The sequence below is a fragment of the Chitinophaga rhizophila genome (genome assembly GCF_019492185.1).
GTDB lineage: Bacteria > Bacteroidota > Bacteroidia > Chitinophagales > Chitinophagaceae > Chitinophaga > Chitinophaga rhizophila.
The window spans coordinates 862,096-885,374 of the sequence record NZ_JAICCF010000001.1; the positions used below are offsets into that span (position 1 = coordinate 862,096).

Sequence of the window (23,279 nt, forward strand, 5' to 3'; positions counted from 1 at the left end):
TTAAAAAATCATAATGTCGTCCTGATCGGCCTCTGGTGTCCCGGACTGATCGTTATTTAAAAATCCTTCGAGTTCCTCATGGGTAATCTCTCCGGACAAACCGTAGTCTGCTGGCGTATACTCTGCTACACCCTGCTCCTTCCTATCCTGACAATGCTTGATCAGCTCTTCCAGTATAGCCATGTACGCAACCGAGAGTGCCTGGATGGCTGTGGAAGTGTGATACTGTTCATTAAAATCCCATCGTACCACTAACTCTCCAGCCAATACTTTTACGTCAACACGGATGCGCTCTTTTCCGGGATAATTGGTTGATACAGTCGCATCGATAGGTTCCATTTCCTCTTGTAACCACTGACCACTCCTCAATACATTATCGGCCTGTCCGGTGTAACTGAACAAAAGATCCCACGTATTGCTTTGCAACACCTCCTCTTTCAGCAGGTACCGCAACACCCCATATCCAATTCCATTGTCAGGTACCTGGCGTAATGTCTCTTTTACACCTTTTATCAGTGAAGCGGCTCCCAGTTCGGCTTCATACTTCAATTGCACAGGATATGTTGCGTTAAACCAGCCAATGGTTCGACGTACATCTATATCACCAGGCAATCCCACACGGCCATCTCCATTCATACCGATCACTACTGATAAGCGCCCGCTCCATTCACACAGTGCCTTAGCCAGCGCCGCAAGCAGTATATCAGTAACCTCGGTATGATACACCGGCGATATCTCCTCCAGTAGATGCTGTGTCAGCATTTTGCCTAACCTGGCGATACAGTGTCCTGCTGCTTCCCTACCAGGCTTATCATTCGCAGGCAGGGGCTGATATGCTGTCATCGATTGTTGCCAGTGGGCAAGCTGTGTCTGCAGCCGTCTACTTTGTCCATATCGCACCAGCTGCTGGTACCATTGACGGTAAGAAGCTGTTCTGACAAGTGTGGTCAGGCGTCTGTCTTCCTGGGCTGCAGTGAATAAGGTCTCCAGGTCTTCCAGCAGAATATGCCAGGAGGCATTATCAATAGCCAGGCGATGTATCGTAATGAACAGGCGGTTATACGTTTCATTAACGTTGGTCTGTATCAATACCACTTTCATCAGGACGCCCTTTAATATGTCCAGCTGACGTTGATAGTTATTGCAGCATTCCATCATGGAAGACTCCATAATTCCCGCAGAAAGGAACGACAAATCACAATACATTACTGATGCAGGTTGATCTCCATAAGCCTGTCGCCAGTTACCTGCTTCATCCTGGTGATAGACAAACCGAAGGCTGTCATGGTGTAATAAAAGCCGGTTTACAACTTCATTTACAACTTCAAGCGTAATTTCTTTGCGGATAGACAGTAATACAGATTGATTATCCGGAGATTGCTCACGGCCGGCATTTTCCAGATATGCCTGCTGTATGGGCAACAAACCACATTCTCCACTAAGCGGCTGACCATCTTCAGAGACTGCATTACGTTGCTCCAGCGCAGCTGAAATTCCCGCGATAGTCTGGTAGTTAAACAAATCGCTTACCTGCAATTCATAACCCAGGCGACGAGCCCTGCTTACTACCTGTATGGTGATAATAGAGTTGCCTCCCAGTTCAAAAAAGTTATCGTTAATGCCAGCCTGCGGCACATTCAGTAATTCCTGCCAGATATTTGCCAGTCCCTCTTCCAGCAAATTACGGGGCGGCTCATAGGCAATATGTAAAGTAAGGTTTGAGATGTCCTTCTTTCTCAGTTTGTCTTTATCTGTTTTGCCATTCGGCGTAACCGGAACCTGGTCAATACTTACAAACACGGATGGTACCATGTATGCAGGTAAATATTGCCTGAGGTAGTCTGATAATTGCTGTTTATCCAGTACTGTTTCGGGCACTATGAAACCAACCAGACGCTTATTCCCTAAGCTGTCAGCCTTGTCTACCACGACTGCCTGCCTTACCGCCGGCGACGTATTCAGCACACTTTCTATTTCAGATAACTCAATCCGGTAACCGGATATCTTAACCTGGCTATCTATTCTGCCAATCAGTTCCACCTGACCATCAGCACGCCACCTCGCTCGGTCTCCGGTACGATACATCCTGCTACCGGGGTAAAAAGGATCATCCGTAAACCGGATATTTTCTTTAGCTGCTGCCCCTGCATACCCGCGGCTCACACCTGTGCCTGCAATGAACAGCTCTCCAGGCACGCCTACCGGTACAACTTGCTTTGAGGCATCCAGGATATAATAACGCATGTTGTCCATAGCAGGTCCCACCGGAACGATACCTGCGCCATTCAGCTCACCCTCAAAGTAAGACGTATCAATAGTCGCTTCCGTTACTCCGTAGCTGTTCAATAACCTGGTATGAGCCTTACAGCTACTGCGCAATTCTTCATAATGAGCTGCTGTACACATTTCTGAACCGATCACCAATAAACGGATTTGTTCTATCCCACTGCCTGACTGCTCAAACTGTTTCACCAGGTTCAGGACCAGCCCCGGTGTAGATTCAAGTATGTTCACCTGATTTGCCTGTATCGTCCTTTGCAGGTAACGCATATCCATGTGCTGCTCCTTATCTATCAACACCATCGTTCCACCATTTGTCAATGCCTTGCAAAAATCGCCGGTGAAAACATCAAAAGATATACTGGCCAGTGACAAAAGCACTGGTTTAAACTGATTTAATTCATACTGCCTACGCCAGCTGTATACGATATTTAACAGATTACCGTGTTCTACCATCACACCTTTGGGTTTTCCTGTAGAACCGGATGTATAAATCATATAAGCCAGATGAGCAGGTTCCGATACGGAAACAAGGTTCTCCAATGGCTCCGTGCTGATTACTCCCCAATTAATCACATCTATCACTTCTCCGCCAAACAATTTGCTCAGCGATAACGACCTCTTACGGATTGCACTTAGTATTACGCCAGCACCAGTGTCTTCCAGCATATATCGAATACGATCTTCCGGATAATCAGGATCAATCGGTACATATGCGCCTCCCGATTTTAATACGCCCAGTATACATACCATGAGTTCCAGTGACCTGTCTGCACATACTGGTACTGGCACCTCAGGTCCTATACCACGGGCGCGCAGATAACTACCCAGCTGATTTGCGCGCGCATTCAGTTCGCTATAACTCAACTGCTGATCTTCATATACCAGCGCTATTGCATCCGGATGTAAAGCTGCCTGCTCTTCAAACAATGTCAATACTGTTGTTCCGGATGGTGTATGCCAGGTCTGAGGAGATGGATTAAAGTCCGTCAGTATCTGGGTATTCTCTGCTGCTGATAACATTGGCAGGTTATCTATAGTTGTATCCTGCGACGCTACAATGGCATGCAGTAATTGCTCGTAATGGCCGAGCATGCGTTGGATGCTATCTGCCTTGTAAAGATCTTTGCTGTATACCAGTTGTAACTCTAAGCCAGTTGAGGAAAGAGTCACATTCATTTCCAGGTCAAATCTGGATGGCAGTTCTGTGCTCTCCAGTGCGGACAAGGTTACATTACCAAGATCGAAATCTTCCGTTTCTACTGCGTGCTGCAAAGAGAACATTACCTGGAACACGGCACCACGGCTCATATCTCTTTCCACACCCAGTACCTCCACCACCTTCTCAAATGGTACGTCCTGGTGATCGTAAGCTGACAATGTCGTCGTTTTCACTGATGCCAGTAAGTCAATAAATCGCTGCCCTCCTATTACCTGACTCCGTAATGCCAGCGTATTCACAAAGAAGCCCATCAGCGATTCCACTTCCTGCTGATGACGGCCTGCTACCGGTGTTCCTACACAGATATCCTCCTGGCCACTGTAACGATACAATAGCACCTTGAATGCAGATAACAACGTCATGTAAAGGGTAACACCTGCAGACTGGCTCAGCCCTGTTAATGCGGTAGACAAAGATGCCGGTAACAATAACCGCTCTTCTCCCCCTGCTCCTGACTGTACGGCCGGACGTACATAGTCTGACGGTAATTCCAGCACACTTACGCCTGACAACTGCTGCTTCCAATAGGACAGCTTGCCGGACAGTAATGCACCCGACAGATAATGGCGCTGCCAGGCAGCATAGTCTGCATATTGTACCGGTAGTACAGGTAAGGACGACGGTATGCCTTCTCCGGATTGCAAGCTTCGATATAACAATCCTAGCTCCTTCACCAGTAAGGACACTGACCAGCCATCAAAAGCGATGTGATGCAGCATTACCAGTAATACATGATCATCCGGACCTTCTTCAATCAGGTGTACACGCAGCATCATGTCCCTGGATAAATCATAAGCGCGGTCCAGTTCTGCGGATAGGTATTCCTCCAGATCCTGCCCAGATGCTGACAAATCGGATGCACGCATGTATACCGGCGACCAGTCTGCCGAGGGTAGCAACTGCTGATAACCGATACCCTCTGACTCGTATACTACCGTACGCAGTACTGAATGACGGTCTACTATTGCACGGAATGAATCTGTCAGCGCAGCTACATCCAGTGGCCCATACAGGCGGAATACCCATGGCATGTGGTACTGCCTGCTACCCTGCAACTTATCTATGAACCATAGACGTTCCTGGGAGAACGATAACGGAATAGCTTCATCACTTAAACGAGGCGTAACAGCAGGCAATAATGTCGTTCCTGTTGTACTTTCCAGGTAAGCGGTTAATGCAGATACGGTCGGATACAGGAACAGGTCTTTTACACTTAACTCCCGTTCCAGTTCGCGCCGGATGGCTGCTACCACACGGATCACCAGCAACGAGTGACCGCCCAGCTCAAAGAAGTTGTCAGTGATACCTACACGGTGTACACCCAGTATATTTTGCCAGATACCGCATAGCTGCTGCTCCAGTAACGTCTGCGCTGCCACATAGGAGTCCGGCCGCTGGTCATCGGCAATTGCAGCAGGAAGCGCCTGACGGTTCACCTTACCTGTTGATGTCAGTGGTAGCTTATCAAGCGACAACAACAGCGATGGTACCATGTATTCAGGTAGTTGCTCTGACAGATACCGCTGGATAGCTGTGCGGTCAAACATACCGGATGGTACTACAAAGCCTATTAACCGGCGGCTGCCACTGCCATCTTCACGGGCCACCACTACGCCCTGCTTTACGCCGGGAGCTGCCTGTAATACACTTTCTACTTCACCTAGCTCTACCCGGTAACCGCGGATCTTTACCTGGTCATCTATCCTGCCTAAATATTCTATATTTCCATCAGGTAACCAACGAGCCATATCGCCGGTGCGATATAACCTGTCACCCGTCAGGAATGGACTATCAATAAACTTCTCTGCCGTCAGTGAGGGACGGTTCAAATAGCCCCGTGCTACCTGCACACCGCCTATACACAATTCGCCCGATACACCTACCGGTACAGGAGTGCCACCTGCATCCAATATGTAAATTCTGGTATTGGATACAGGTTTACCTATAGGTACTGTCCTCATTCCTGACAGATCAATATCAGCTGAACAGTGGTACTCTGTAGCAGAAATAGCGCTTTCGGTAGGACCATACTTATTGTAAAAACTACAGATTCCCTTCCAGCGTTCCCAAAGCTCGATGTTACAGATCTCGCCACCTGACACGACACGTTTCAGACCTCCATATTTATCTGCGCTCAGATTGTAATGGAATCCGGGTGTAGCCTGTAAGTGAGTAATCCTGTATTCTCTCATAAACGCCTCAAACCTGGGCAGATCAAGTCTGATAGTGTCTCTGATCAGCACCATGGTGGCCCCGGTAATCAGTGGTAGAAATATCTGCTCTGCAGAAGCATCAAAACAGAAATTATAGAACTGAAGTATCCTGTCCTCTTTACTGATGTTAAACACCTGTGCCTGATGGAAAAGGAAGTTAACCAATGAGCGGTGTTCCAATAACACTCCTTTGGGCTTTCCGGTGGAACCGGACGTGTATATAACGTACAACAGGTTGCCCGGCTGCAAACCACTGTTTACAGGTGACGCAGGCATCATACTGATCATTTCGCTGTCTTCGTCCAACGCAATGATGGTATTTACCTGTCCTCTGGCCTGTAACAGATGTCTGAACTTCCCAAGCGTCACTACAACATGGGCGGCGGTGTCTTCCAGCATAAAAGCAATACGCTCTTCCGGATAGTTAGGGTCAATAGGAACATATGCACCACCGGCTTTTAAAATGCCCAGAATCCCCACCATCATTTCCAGCGACCTGTCTATACAGATAGGGACAAATGTCTCCGGACCAATATTACAGGATTGCAGATAATGACCCAATTTCGCTGCGCGCTCCTCCAGTTCAGCGAAGGTCAATGTCGCACCTTCAAACATAAGTGCAGTATGATCTGGCGTACGTTTGACCTGCTCTTCAAACAACTGTATGATTGTCTTATCAGGGAGAGTAACGTCTGTATTATTGAATGTGGAGAGCAACATACGCTCCTCAGCAACACTCAGTATTTTAATAGCGCCTATCTGCCTGTTCACATCGGATACAACAGAAAGCAACATCTGCTCATAATGTGCCAGCATCCTGTTGATGGTATCCTTACGGAAAAGATCAACACGATAATTAATACTGAGCGTAATACTTCCATCCAGCTCCGTAGCGCTTAGCTTCAGATCAAACCTGGAAGTAACCTCATTTCCGGATTCGCTTGTGATCATCAGATCTCCCATATCAAGTTCTCCTGTTTCCAGCGTATTCTGCATAACAAATACTACCTGGAATACGGAACTGCGACTCATATCACGCTCTACGCCCAGTATTTCCACTACTTTCTCAAATGGTACATCCTGGTGATCATATGCTGATAATGTAGTGGACTTCACGGCTTGCAGCAGACTACGGAAACTCATTTTACCATGCACCTGGCTACGCAATGCGAGGGTATTTACAAAAAAGCCCATCAGTGTTTCCACCTCGTGCTGCTGCCGGTTTGCTACGGGCGTTCCAACACAGATATCTTCCTGCCCGCTGTAACGGTATAGCAACGCCTTAAAGGCGGATAACAAAGTCATATAAAGGGTCACGCCTTCTTGCTGGCTTACCTTTAAAAGTTCAGCATACAGTGATGGGTCCAGTACAAGTCGTTCTTCATCACCTTCCGTACGCTGAATAGCAGGACGCACGTAGTCCAGCGGCAGTTCCAGTACAGCAACTCCTGACAGCTGCCCGCGCCAATAGTCCAGCTTACGCGCCAGTACATCACCGGAAAGGTAGTTGCGTTGCCATATCGCATAATCCGCATACTGTACAGGTAAGACAGGTAATGAAGATGGAATACCTTCACCTGCATGCAGGCTTCGATATAATAAACTCAACTCATTGACCAGCAATGATACTGACCAGCCATCAAAAGCGATATGATGGAGCATCACAAACAGGACATGTTCTTCCGGACCTTTGTTGATTATATGTACACGCAACATCATATCGCGGGACAGGTCATAGGGCCGGTTCAATTCTTCTGACAGATATGTTTCTATATCTGCGCCCATGACAGCCAGATCGGATTGACTTATATAATCAGCAGACCATTGTGATGATGGCAGCAGATGCTGATAACCGACGCCATCGGATTCAGCAATGACAGTACGTAATACCTCATGGCGTTCTACTATTACCCGGAATGCCGCTGTCAGCGCTTCCACATCAAGCGGCCCGTGCAGACGAAATACCCATGGCATATGATATTGCTTACTACCCTGCAGCTTGTCAATAAACCATAAACGTTCCTGTGCAAAAGACAATGGCATTGCCTGATCCCGTGGCTGAGTTGTGATCGCCGGCAAAAGGGCAGCGGTATGATGCTGTTCAAGGTATTGGGATAAACTGGCAATAGTTGTATGCACAAATAAAGTCTGTATATCGACCTCTATCTGTAATTGCTTGCGTATAGCCACCACCATTCTCACTGCCAGCAGTGAATGTCCTCCCAGCTCAAAGAAATCGTCATATACGCTGATGCGGGTAATACCCAGCAATTCCTGCCAGATGGCAGCAAGGTGTTCCTGCAACTCACCGGATGGCGGCTGATGTACTGTAGTAGTATTCTCCTGATGCCCGATGTGTGCAATGAGCAGCTGACGGTTTGTCTTACCATTTTCTGTCAATGGCATTAATGGTATCGCAATCAACTCTGAAGGAACCATGTAGTCAGGCAACACCTCCTGCAAATGGTTGCGCACTTCCTGCTGCATTTGCTGGATAATCGCTCCATATAGCGGCATATTTGTATATGCACCGGCTTCAAATGGAACGTTGGTTTCACTAAAAACCTGTTCAATAGCAGTACTTAATGACTCCCGGGATAATACCAGATTCAGTTTCATGACATCTTCATGCAATAGGTATCTGCAGTAATATCCCTGGTACTGCGCCATCAATATCAGCTTCTCTATTGATTCAATGGCTGATGACGGGCGGGAAATATATTCCCTTAATTCACCGCTCGTTTGGATAGTTGGAACTTCCAGACCAGCCAGCAGCAGACGTTCTTTTTCAAGCCGGTAATTGGGTAGATTACGTATACTGATCATCTCCGCACCTGCGTCGAGCAAGTCACTGACTTTCTCCGCCACACCGGTAGTTTCCCAGTCAAGCCATTTCGGTGACTGAACAGCTGGCTTTTCACCCACATGTAATATGACGGTATAACGATATAATGTCAGTTCATTTTCAGCGACACATTGCTTCCAGCGGATATCGACATAACTGATCTCCGGATATAGTGACTGGAGACCATAAAAATACGCAGGCGATATACACAACTCTTCTTCGTTCAGCAGCTCCTGTTCAATACCGAATCCAAAGACACGCTTAGATAAGCTTTCACTGTTCCTTTCCAGAGCCAGACGGCCTTTAAAGCTTTTCAGCAGCCGCAGATCCCTGACGTCGCCAATCACGATCTGACCATGCCCATTCAGTTTCCCGATACAGGAAGCAATAACTGTTGTCAGGTATGCCTCGCCGGGAAAATATTGAATAATTGAATTAAGTACGATGGTATCAATTTCACCGGTTGCCAGCGCTGCTACTTCGTGGGCAGCACATACATGCAATGAGGTCTGGCAGTAAGGTCGTTCCTTCCGGGATATATGTCGTTCAATTTGCCGAATGGAAGAGGAAGAAAAATCTGTACCTGTATAGTGACTGATATGATCTGACAAACCATAATATATCAAGCCCATACCCGTACCGATTTCCAATACATTTTCCGGCCGGCAGGACAGTATTACCTCGAGTATGTCATTGAGCCATTCCCGCATTTCATGCGAAGGTATCTGCTGACCTGTAAAGCTATCGTTCCAGCCGATGATATTAAATTCCTCGTCTTCAGCTGCAACTGCTTCTGTTTTGCCATATTCTGTTTCATATAGCGCCTGCCAGTTCTCCACCTGTTGCCGGTATAAAGTATCTTCTTTCTGCCGCAGCAGCTGCTTGTCTGCCACATAGTAACCTACCAGCTTATTCATACCGATCGTATCCTGTTTTACCACTACGCATGCGGCAGCTAATCCCGGACTTTCACTTAATACGTTTTCAACCTCGCCTGGTTCGATACGGTAACCCCGGATCTTCACCTGGTCATCCATCCTTCCTAAATATACCATATTGCCATCCGGCAGCCACTTCGCCATATCGCCGGTCTTATATAGCCGTGCACCAGCTTCCTTACTGAACGGATCTTTAATAAAACGGGCGGCAGTAAGCTCAGGGCGATTGAGATACCCACGCGCTACCCCGGCGCCCCCGATATAGATCTCACCTGCCACACCAACAGGCACTGGTAACATATCGGCGCTCAGGATATACATCGTTACATTATCCAGCGGTTTTCCGATAGGTACGTGGTGATCAAAATCTGTTCTTCCATATCTGGTATTAAATGAATATACGCTGCATCCTACTGTTGCTTCAGTAGGCCCATATTCATTAATTACTTCCATGTTCTCGTTGCTGTCAAGCAGAAACTGAATATGTGAACGCTGTAATGCCTCTCCACCGATTACGAGTCTTTTGGTTAACACACCGCCCGCTGTAGCTCCTATAGCGTTTTGCAACAGCGACATATGAGATGGTGTCAGTTTGATAAAGTCATAAGGAGCAGCATCCATGAATAACCGGGATTCAAATACCTTCAATGCCTCATTTGTGCCTATCACTACAGACTTTCCTCCCAATAGCGGAACAAACATACTGGTCAGCGAGGCATCAAAAGTATAAGGCAGATTCAGCAGACTGCCTGCTTCATTGTTATCTTCATCGATATAACGCCTTTTACTGTTCAGGAGGTAATTAAGCAGATTGCCATGTTCCACCATCACGCCTTTGGGACGGCCTGTTGACCCGGAAGTATAGATGGTGTAGGCCAGCTGTCCCGGCTGCGGGCTTTCCGTTATTTTCTCCGCAGAACATGATTCAATCTGATCCCACTGTTCATCTATTTCAATTACAGTGGTCAGATTACCAGCATGCTGTAACAGGTCGCTGTGTTGCTTTACGCTCACTGCCAGCGACGCACCGGTATCTTCCAGCATAAATCTGATCCGTTCCTGCGGGTAAGACGGATCAATTGGTACGTAAGCATATCCTGCTTTGAGTATACCCAGAATACATACCATCATCAATGCCGAACGATCTAGGCACACAGGCACAAGCGCATGCTGCCCCGGATTGTACCTCTGCAGATAATTACTGAAACGGTTAGCGCGCTCGTTCAACTCCTGGTAAGTCAGTATGGCGTCTGCTGCAAATACAGCGGTGTGCTGTGGAGTAATCAGCACCTGTTGTTCAAATAAGCTGATAAATGTTTGCGCAGGTAGTGCGGATTGCGGCTTATTAAACTGAGACAGTAAAGTCTGTTCCTCTTCCAGACTTAACATCCTCAGTTGTCCTACCGGCGTTGATACCTGCTGTACAATTGCCTCCAACAAGTGTACATAATGGCCAAACATTCTTGTGATAGTCTCACCTGTAAACAGCTCATCACAAAACTCCACCCTGAACTCTATCGTATCAGGTTTCTCGCGCAAGTCAAAGGTGAGATCAAATTTGGAAGTCACGTTCTGAAACACTTCCCCTGTAAAAGTTACATCGCCTACTTCCAGCGAAGGAATTTCCGGCGTATTCTGTAAAACAAACATCACCTGTATCAGCGGATTACCAACTACATCACGCTTACCTACCACTGCCTCAATCACTTTCTCAAACGGCACATCCTGGTAAGTATATCCTTCCAGCGTAATAGCTTTTACCTGCTGCAGGAAGTCGCTGAAGACAGTTTTATTATTCAGTTTACTTCGTAATGCCAGAGCATTGACAAAGAAGCCTATTAAAGACTCTGTTTCCTTTTGTGTACGGTTGGCAATAGCCACGCCTGTACATATATCTTCCTGATGGGTATACCGGTAAAGCAACACCTTGAATACCGCCAGCATGGTCATAAATAGCGTAACACCCTGCTCTCTGGATAAGTGCCGTAACTGAGCAGTCAGCGAGCTATCCAGGTAAAAATATTTGGTATCGCCATGGGTACTTTGAATAGCCGTCCGGGGATAATCCGTTGGAAGATATAATGGTTTGATATCCTGCAACCTGTTTTTCCAGTATGCCAGCTGTGTTTCCAGCATTTCTCCGTTCAGGTGTTCATGCTGCCATAACGCGTAATCAGCATATTGTACTGTTAATTCCGGCAATGCAGACTCACGTCCATCACGGTACGACCGGTATAGTGCAATCATCTCCCTCACCATAACAGATACAGACCAGCCATCAAAAGCAATATGGTGGAAAAGTACAAGCAATACGTATTCTTCTGCGGACAGTTTCAGTAGTCTGACCCGCAGCATATAATCATTTGACAGGTCAAACGGCACATGGAACCACTTATGCACGTACTGCTCAAATGCTGTTGGATCTGTCAAAGCAGGTGTTTCATAATACTCCATCCTCCATGCCGTGCCGTCAATAATTTCCTGGTAAGGCGCTTTATTACCCTGCCTGAGTACAGAACGTAGTACTTCATGCCTGCGTACTATCTCACGGAAGGCCTGTTCCAGCGCAGCAATATCCGGATTACCCGTTAAACGGAATATCCATGGCATATGGTAAGCAACGCTTCCCTGCAGTTTGTCAATGAACCAGAGGCGTTCCTGTGCAAAAGACAGGGGGATCATCGTATCGTGCGTACGGGCAGTAACTGGTGGTAACAGCGGGCGTTGAAGACGGCTTTCCAGGTAGACTGACAGCCTGGCTATAGTCGGATACAGGAACATGTCTTTCACCATGATTTCCATACCCAGCTGTTTCCTTATAGCAGATACTGCCCGGGTTGCCAGGAGTGAATGTCCTCCCAGTTCAAAGAAATCATCGTTGATACCAATACGACTGATGCCCAGCAATTCCTGCCAGATAGCAGCCAGCTGTAAAGCAGTTTCTCCGGATGGTAGCTGATGAAGGGCAGCAACGTGTTCCTGTGTACCGCCCTGTAATAACAATAACTGACGGTCTATCTTACCATTATCTGTCAATGGAAGGAAAGGTAAAGACAGCAGTTCTGAAGGCGTCATATAGTCAGGAAGCATGCCCAGCATATAGCTGCGTAGCTCTTTCTGCACTTGCTGGATAATAGTTCCATACAACGGCATGTTGGTATATGTTCCTGCTTTGAAGGAAGAACTTTCCGCCTGGTATACCTGCGCTATCGCCTGCATTACCGGCTGCAAGGATAAAATAATATTCAGCTTTAATGCATCTTCATGTAATAAGTACGTGCAATGATACCCTTGAGCGCGGGCTGCTGATATCAGCTGTTCCGCTTCATCAACTGTCTTTGAACGACGTAATATATATTCTCTCAGCTCCCCACTTGAGCTAACAGTTGGATCGTCGATACCCGCTGATAACAACCGTTCCTTCTCTAAGCGGTAGTTTGGCAAATTACGGATATTGACAGCAGTTGCGCGGGATGATAACAATGTATGTACATTATCTGCCATACCTGGCGTTTCCCAGTCCAGCCATTCCTGCACTAATACCGGCGGCATCGCCTGTATATGGAGTATGACGGTATAACGGTACAACGTCAGCTCATTTTCCGCTGTACAATTTTTCCAGCGGATGTCCACATGGCTGATAGCGGGATACAGCGATTTCAGTGCATAAAAATATTCAGGAGATATACACAGTTCTTCTTCGGTCAGTACCTCTTGTTCCAGTCCGAAGTTAAATACGCGTTTGGGCACACTTTCCATATTGCTGTGAAGCGACAGCCGGCCTTTAAAATGCTTTAACAGCCGTTTGTCCCTTACATCGCCAATAACTATCCTGCCACTTCCCTTTAGCTTTTCGAGACAGGAAGAGATTACAGTAGTGAGATACTGCTCACCCGGAAAATACTGCACAATAGAGTTGAGTATTATTGTGTCTGTCTCCGGGATATCCAAAGCGCCTACTTCGTGTGCAGCACATACATGCAATGCGGTGTCACAGTACACACGTTCGCCCTTTGAAATCCGTTGCTGAATCTGACGTACAGAGGAAGAAGAAAAGTCTGTACCCGTATAATGCCGGATATGATCTGACAGGCCATAATAAATCAGACCTGTTCCACAACCAATTTCCAGCACATTTTCCGGACGACAGGACAATATCACGTTCAGTATATCATCCAGCCACTCACGCATCTGCGCGCCAGGGATTGGCTGACCAGTGAAACTGTCATTCCAGCCAATGATATTAAATTCCTCATCAGCTATTACTGCTGTTTCTGTCTTTCCGTATTCTGTCTCGTATAACTCCTGCCAGCTCTCTACCTGTTGCCTGTACAACTCACCTTCTTTCTCCAGCAATACCTGCCGTTCCGGTACATAATACCCGACCAGCCTGTTACCGCCAAAGCTATCCTGCTTTACAATGACGCAGCCTGCGGATATCCCATCAAATTCATTGAGCACGTTTTCTACTTCACCCGGTTCAATACGATAGCCGCGGATCTTTACCTGGTCGTCTATTCTGCCCAGATAAGCAATATTACCATCAGGTAACCATTTTACCAGGTCGCCGGTCTTATACAGGCGGGCGTTTGCATCTTCGCTGAACGGATCTTTTACAAAACGTTCTGCGGTCAACTCCGGACGATTCAGGTAACCACGCGCCACCCCTGCACCACCAACATATAACTCTCCCGGTACGCCTACAGGACATAATTGCTGCTGAGGATTCAGTACATAGGCTGTACGGTTCTGCAACGGACGACCTATCGGAATAACACCGATTTTGCCACTTTCTTTTATCAGATAGGTCAGTGAGAATGTTGTATTCTCCGTAGGACCATACCCGTTCACAATCTTCAGGTCCGGATATGCGCTTCTTAACCGTTGAATATGATCTTCAGACAATTTTTCTCCTCCAACCAGTATTGTATCCAACTGACTGAAAATGCTGATGTCCCATTCTACCAGCTGATTAAACCAGCTTGCCGTAAACCACATCTTACTGACGTTTCTGCCAGTCATTACTTCCTTCAGCAATTCATTCGTCAGCAGGGTATCCCTGGAACAGATTACCAACTGCCCGCCGTTCAGCAACATACTCCAGTATTCAAAAGTAGAAGCATCGAATGAAGGCGAACCTGTGGAAAGTAATATATCTTCAGCGCTGAATCCGGCATAGTGCTGGTCGGTGGCCAGACTAACGATATTAAGATGTTCTACCAGCACTCCCTTGGGCTTTCCGGTAGAACCTGAGGTGTACATGATATAAGCAAGGTCAGATACCTGGTTGACCGGCGGAAGGTCTTCGCCTGTGTATTGTGCAATAACAGGCCATTGTGCCTGTATATCTATTATTTCCGGGTAACTATCACCAGACTGCCGCAGCTGTGACAGGCAGGCAGTTTCTGTAAGCACTAGTGAAGACCCGGTATCATTCAGCATAAAGAGGATACGTTCAACCGGGTATTCGGGATCCACAGGCATGTAAGCGCCACCAGCTTTCAATATACCGAGGATGCTGACAATCAGATCGGCAGATCGGTACATCAGCACCGGCACAGCAGTATCTCTGCCTACGCCTTTATTTCTTAAGTAACGGGCCAACTGGTTAGCCTGCTCGTTCAACCTCCTATAACTTAGTTGTACATTCTCAAATACCAGGGCAGTAGCGTCAGGGCTTTTCCTTACCTGCTCCTCAAACAGCGCTACCACCGTCTTCTGATAAGCGGAAAGCACGGGGGGCTGATTGAAATGGAACAAAAGTTGTTCGCGCTCCTTAGCAGTTACAAGTGCTATGTCACCTATCTTCCTTTCTGCATTTTCAACCAGGGTGGATAATATCTGCTCATAATGCGCAATGTATCCGTGGATGGTTGCTTCGCTAAATAAAGCCGTCGAATACCGAAGCTTCAGCAATATGCCTTCAGGCGTCTCCCTCAGTTCAAACAGCAAGTCAAATACAGCAGTCTGATCTTCGAGTACCTCATTGGATAAGACCAGGCCGTTCAATTCAAGTGCTGGCAATTCGGGTGTATTTTGTAAGGCGAATACGATATGAAACAGCGGGTTAGCATCCACTTCTCTTTTACCGGCAATTGCTTCGACCACTTTTTCAAAAGGAGTATCCTGGTACTCATAAGCTTCCAATGTAACCGCCTTTATCTGTTCCAGTAATCTGCGCAGCGTATCTTCTTCATTGACTGTACAGCGAAGTGCCAGCGTATTGACAAAGAAACCAATCAGCTCTTCAGTTTCAAGTTGTTTTCTGCCGGCAATAGGACTACCTGTACAAATATCTTTTTCACCCGTATAACGATGTAACAGCGCTTTAAATGCCGTAAGCAGTGTCATAAACAGTGTAACACCCTCTCTCTTTGAGAACTGCTGCAACTGTTCGCTCAGTATGGGATCTAATTTATGATATACAGCACTACCCCTGGTACTTTGTACAAGTGGCCGCGGGTAATCTGTAGGTACTTTTAGCGGAATAACATCTTTCAGCTGCTCTTTCCAGTACTGTAACTGCTGATCCATTACCCGCCCTTCCAGGTAATTGCGTTGCCACAATGCATAATCTGCATACTGTACAGGTAATGCCGGCAAAACCTGTACAGCATTCTGCATGAAGCTGTCGTATATTGCCACCATCTCATGTAACATAATCGGTAGCGACCATCCATCAGAAGCGATGTGGTGCATGACAACAAGCAGTACATATTCTTCATCATCCAGGCGGATCAACTCAGCTCTGAGCATATAATCTGCAGACAGGTTAAAGGGTTCACTGACCTGTTGCTGAATATAATTATGCAGTATGTTGCTGTCTGTTAATCTGCTTTCATCTGTGAAGCGCAACTTCCAGGATTGCTCACTGATCACTTCCTGGTAGGCAATGCCATCTTCTTCATGAATCAGCGTACGTATTACTTCATGCCGGTTGATGATATGCCGGAAAGCATGTTCCATCACTTTCAGATCCGGTATACCGTATATGCGGAATACCCATGGCATATGATACTGTACACTTCCCTGTAAACTATCAATGAACCAGAGGCGTTCCTGCGCAAAGGATAAAGGTATTCTTGCTGGACGTGGCTGCGGTGTAATTGGTGGCAGCAGATCTTTGGGCTGCTGCTGTGTAAGCTGTGCGGATAAAGCAGCTATAGTTGGATAAACGAATATGTCTCTTACGCTCACTTCGATTCCCAGCCTGCTACGCAAGGCAGATACACATCTTGTGACCAGCAGCGAGTGGCCGCCCGATTCAAAAAAGTTATCGTGGATACCAATTCTTTCTATATTAAGAATTGCCTGCCATACCGCTGCAATATCCTCCTGCAAGGGAGTTACCGGTGCTGTATAGTCAGCTGCAGGTATAACTGCTGTATCAATAGGCGGCAGCTTCTTTTTATCAACCTTTCCGTTTGCTGTCAGCGGAATATGGCTGACCGCCACCAGGAATGCAGGAATCATGTATTCAGGAAGCTGTGTACGCAGGTATGCAAATACGGCTGCCTTATCCAGGCTGATATCCGGCACAACATATCCCAGCAATTGTTTATTACCAAAGCTGTCATCACGGGCTATCACCACTGCCTGCCTGATGCCAGGGGCCTGCTGTAGTGCCAGCGATACTTCATTCAGCTCAATCCTGTAACCGCGGATCTTTACCTGGTCATCTATCCTTCCCAGGTATTCCATTTCACCATCAGGCAGGCGGCGTACAAGGTCGCCTGATTTATACAAGCGCTGCCCTTCCACAAATGGATTACTGATGAAACGGGCTGCTGTCAGGTCTGCATTGTTGAAATATCCTCTGGCGACACCCTGTCCACCGATATATAGTTCACCAGGAACGCCTACTGGTACAGGCTGAAGGTTGTTTCCCAGTACATAAGCCTGTAAAGTGGGAATAACATGTCCGATATTACTTGTATGCGTCGCAATACAATCTTCATCTATCTGTTTAAACGTAGCATGTATGGTAATCTCTGTAATACCATACATATTTATCAGGTTACATGCCGGATACTGCACGGCCCATTGCTCCAGCAATGCCGGCGACAGGGCTTCTCCACCAAATATCACATATCTGATATCCAACTGCCGGGACGCTTTCAACAGATGCTCCTGTAGCGCATAAAAGGCAGAAGGTGTCTGGTTTAATACTGTTACCTGATGATGTTCCAGCAAGTTGCCAAAAGCAGAAACATCCATCACTGTATCCTTTGCCGGCATGATAACTTTTGCCCCTGTACAAAGCGGCATAAAGATCTCCCACACAGAAAAATCAAAGCTGAAAGAATGGAAGGCAGTCCAGACGTCATGCTGATTAAAGTCAAATAACACTGTTCCGGCATTCATTACACTCGCCAGGTTACCATGTTCCACCATCACTCCCTTTGGTTTTCCTGTGGAACCGGAGGTATAAATGATGTAAGCCAGGTGTGAGGAACCCAATACCGGAGTAAGATTCTCCGATGGCTCCCTGCTGATTGTTTCCCGGTTATTGATAACATCTATCACTTCTCCGTTAAACAGTTCATGCAGCGATAAAGACTGGTTACGGACTGCACTCAGTAGTATATTTGCCCCGGTGTCTTGCAGCATGTAACGAATACGATCTTCCGGATAGTCTGGGTCGATCGGTACATATGCACCTCCTGACTTTAATATACCTAATATACTTACCACCAGATCCAGCGACCTGTCTGCACATACCGGCACCCGTACATCCGGACCTATACCCCGTGTACGCAGATAGCTGCCCAGCTGATTGGCGTACGCATTCAGTTCGCTATAACTCAACTGCTGATCTTCATATACCAACGCTATTGCATCCGGATGTAAAGCTGCCTGCTCTTCAAACAATGTCAGCACTGTTGTTCCGGATGGTGTATGCCAGGTCTGAGGAGATGGATTAAAGTCCGTCAGTATCTGGGTATATTCTGCTGATGTTAACATCGGCAGATTGTCTATAGTTGTATCCTGCGACGCTACAATGGCATGCAGTAATTGCTCGTAATGGCCCAGCATGCGTTGGATGCTATCTGCCTTGTAAAGATCTTTGCTGTATACTAATTGTAACTCTAAACCAGTGGATGAGAGGGTCACATTCATTTCCAGGTCAAATCTGGATGGCAGTTCTGTACGCTCCACCGGAGCAAGCGTTACGGTTCCCAGATCAGGATAAGCTATATCCTGCTGCATGATAAACATTACCTGGAACACGGCACTGCGGCTCATATCTCTTTCCACACCCAGTACCTCCACCACTTTCTCAAATGGTACGTCCTGGTGATCGTAAGCTGACAATGTCGTCGTTTTCACTGACGCCAGTAAGTCAATAAACCGCTGCCCTCCACTTACCTGACTCCGTAATGCCAGCGTATTCACAAAGAAGCCCATCAGCGATTCCACTTCCTGCTGATGACGGCCTGCTACCGGTGTTCCTACACAGATATCCTCCTGGCCACTGTAACGATACAATAGCACCTTGAATGCAGATAACAACGTCATGTAAAGGGTAACACCTGCAGACTGGCTCAGCCCTGTTAATGCGGTAGACAAAGATGCCGGTAACAATAACCGCTCTTCTCCCCCTGCTCCTGACTGTACGGCCGGACGTACATAGTCTGACGGTAATTCCAGCACACTTACGCCTGACAACTGCTGCTTCCAATAGGACAGCTTGCCGGACAGTAATGCACCCGACAGATAATGGCGCTGCCAGGCAGCATAGTCTGCATATTGTACCGGTAGTAAAGGTAAGGACGACGGTATGCCTTCTCCGGATTGCAAGCTTCGATATAACAATCCTAGCTCCTTCACCAGTAAGGACACTGACCAGCCATCAAAAGCGATGTGATGCAGCATTACCAGTAATACATGATCATCCGGACCTTCTTCAATCAGGTGTACACGCAGCATCATGTCCCTGGATAAATCATAAGCGCGGTCCAGTTCTGCTGATAGGTATTCCTCCAGATCCTGCCCAGATGCTGACAAATCAGATGCACGCATGTATACCGGCGACCAGTCTGCCGAGGGTAGCAACTGCTGATAACCGATACCCTCTGACTCGTATACTACCGTACGCAGTACTGAATGACGGTCTACTATTGCACGGAATGAATCTGTCAGCGCAGCTACATCCAGTGACCCATGCAGGCGGAATACCCATGGCATGTGGTACTGTCTGCTACCCTGCAATTTATCTATGAACCATAGACGTTCCTGGGAGAACGATAACGGAATAGCTTCATCACTTAAACGAGGCGTAACAGCAGGCAATAATGTCGTTCCTGTTGTACTTTCCAGGTAAGCGGTTAATGCAGATACGGTCGGATACAGGAACAGGTCTTTTACACTTAACTCCCGTTCCAGTTCGCGCCGGATGGCTGCTACCACACGGATCACCAGCAACGAGTGACCGCCCAGCTCAAAGAAGTTGTCAGTGATACCTACACGGTGTACACCCAGTATCTTTTGCCAGATACCGCATAACTGCTGCTCCAGTAACGTCTGCGCTGCCACATAGGAGTCCGGCCGCTGGTCATCGGCAATTGCAGCAGGAAGCGCCTGACGGTTCACCTTACCTGTTGATGTCAGTGGTAGCTTATCAAGCGACAACAACAGCGATGGTACCATGTATTCAGGTAGTTGCTCTGACAGATACCGCTGGATAGCTGTGCGGTCAAACATACCGGATGGTACTACAAAGCCTATTAATCTGCGGCTGCCACTGCCATCTTCACGGGCCACCACTACGCCCTGCTTTACGCCGGGAGCTGCCTGTAATACACTTTCTACTTCACCTAGCTCTACCCGGTAACCGCGGATCTTTACCTGGTCATCTATCCTGCCTAAATATTCTATATTTCCATCAGGTAACCAACGGGCCATATCGCCGGTGCGATATAACCTGTCACCCGTCAGAAATGGACTATCAATAAATTTCTCTGCCGTCAGTGAGGAACGGTTCAGGTAACCCCGTGCTACCTGAACGCCGCCTATACACAGTTCACCTGGTACGCCAACAGGTACCAGTTCGGCAACACCGTTTAATATAAATAAACTGGTATTGGCTACAGGCTTTCCAATGGGCACTGTTCTTATCTCTTGTGCCATAGGTACAGCCCAGCATGTTACATCTATTGCAGCTTCCGTAGGACCGTACAAGTTATACAGCGCCACATGGGGTAACTTTTCATGGAAGCGTTTAACATGTGCTGGCTTCAACTGTTCACCACTACATAATACTTTCTTCAGGGTAGGACAGGATGCGGGCCCGGTTTCTTCCAGGAAGAGTTCGAGCATAGAAGGAACAAAATGCGATAAGGTGACATGCTGGTCGTCAATCAGTTTTTTCAGGTAACGCGCATCCTTCTGTCCTTCTGGTTTGGCGAGCACCAGTCTTGCGCCTGAGAAGAGCGGCCATAATATTTCCCAGACGGATACGTCAAAGGTATAAGTCGTTTTCTGCAATACGCAATCATCCTGTGTAAGATTAAAATACTGCTGCGTCCATAACAGGCGGTTTAGCAAGCCGGCATGTTCATTTAGTACGCCTTTAGGTTTTCCGGTGGATCCGGAAGTATAAATTACATAAGCGAGGTCATGGATGTTTATCCGGTTAGCAGGAGGTTTTCCCGGCTGCCTTTCTATTATGCCCAGATCTGTCTGCAAATCGACCACCTGCAAACCATCACAAATTGTACGCAATTTCCCGGTCAATCCGGCAGTTACAATAAGTCTTGCACCAGTATCTTCCAATATATTGGCAATATGGATGGCAGGGAAAGCAGGATCTATAGGTACATATGCTCCACCGGCTTTTAACACACCGAGTATGGCAATGACCATTTCCGGCGACCTGTCCATACAGAGCGGCGTAAGGGGATTTTCTCTGCTTACGCCCTGTTGGATCAGGTAATGCGCCAGCTGGTTACTGATGTGATCCAGTTGCCGGTAAGTCAGTTGCCGGTCATCCTGTACAAGTGCTATATGGTCCGGCGTAAGCGCTACCTGCGCTTCGATAAGGTCAACGATAGTTCCGCTGACGCCATAGTCAATAGCTGTGTCATTGAAATCATACAGCAGCTGTTGCCTTTCCGCTACTGAGAGCATGGAGAGACGTCCGACAGCTTCATGTTTATCGGTAGTAACTATCTGAAGTAGACGTTCATAGTGTTTTATCAACCGCTCTATGCCTGACTGTTCAAAGAGGTCAGTACAATAGTTTACTTTCAGGTGTATGCCATCTTCATCATCTGTCACACTAAATTCGAAATCAAACTTTGAACTGTCAATAACCGCATGCTGATCGGGGGTAAGTTTAATATTGCCAAGGTCTATCTGTTTTACAGGTGGCGTGTTATGGAATACAAACATATGCTGGAACAATGCATTCCGGCTCAGGTCTCTGTCAATCTTCAGCGATTCCACTACCTTTTCAAACGGGATATCCTGTTGGTTATACGCTTCAAGTACTGTAGCCTTCACCTGTTGCAATAAAGTCGTAAACGGCATGCCATGACGCACTTCAGTGCGCATTGCCAATGTGTTTACGAAAAAGCCGATCAGGGATTTCAACTCTGGTTGCTTTCTTCCGGCAACAGCACTGCCCACACAAATGTCAGACTGGCCGGTATACTGGTACAACAGTACTTTGAACGCCGCCAGCATTGTCATATACAGCGTTGCTTCTTCCTGCTGGGCGAGCTGTCGTAATGCTTTACTCAGCTTTGTATCCAGCCTGTAATAGATGGTATTCCCCTTTGTACTCTGGATAGCAGGCCGGGTATAGTCTGTCGGGAATGATAACGGGGTTAAGTCTTTCAGTTGGCGCTTCCAATAGGCCAGCTGCTCGTCCATCAACTGATCGTTCAGGTAGGTACGCTGCCATAAAGCATAATCTGCATACTGCACCGGCAGCTCGTTCAGCACTGAATTGTTTCCGTTAACAGCGCTGCTGTAAAGCTGAGTCAGTTCATTCACCAGTATGGAAACGGACCATCCGTCAAATGCGATGTGATGTACCAGGGTCAAAACAGTATGCTCGTTCTCGCCATTGTTAATGACGTATACTTTCAGCATAAAATCTGCAGCCAGGTCGTAAGGCGTCGTCATCTGCTCTCCTATGTATGAGGCGATATCAGTGCCTGCTGACAACAAATCACCTGCGTTTACAAAGGTCAGCTGCCAGTCTTCCGCAGGAAGCAGGTGTAAGCGACCAGCGCCGGCTTCTTCCCGGATCACGGTCCGCAGTGTCTCATGTCGGCGGACTATTTCCCTGAAAGCATTTTCCAGTGCATTCAGATTAAGTACACCTTCCAACCTGAACACCCACGGCATATGGTAATGGATGGTACCCTGCAATTTGTCAATAAACCACAATCTTTCCTGTGCGTAGGACAAGGGGAGCTGTACCGCCAGATCTTTGTCCCGGGGTTTTATATACCTGATATCGTTAGGCGACGGATGCCTGTTGCTGATGAAAAAATCTTTTATGATCGTTTTCCATTCATCTATCTCTTTCAGTAAATCCGGTTGAATACGTTTGCCTTTCGGAATTTTCATTTTCAGTTTTTCCTCCTCTACGAAAAAACTTACACCACTCTCTCTGGCACGGTCCAGGATACTTTTTACTTTATCAGTGTACATATGAGTTAACACATTTTTTAATTAAAACGCGGAAAGATCCCTGTTGCATCAACTATACAAGCTGATGCAACAGGGTCGGGTTATTGACAACGGTTGCCCGCGGGTTATACGAACAA

General features: G+C 47.1%; 1 protein-coding gene. It reads right to left on the minus strand.

All coding sequences use genetic code 11. From position 1 onward, the window contains the following. Positions 1–23,163, minus strand: coding sequence for a non-ribosomal peptide synthase/polyketide synthase (locus K1Y79_RS03140; protein WP_220248538.1), 23,163 nt, complete (start codon positions 23,161–23,163; stop codon positions 1–3). Positions 23,164–23,279: the final 116 nt, after the last annotated feature.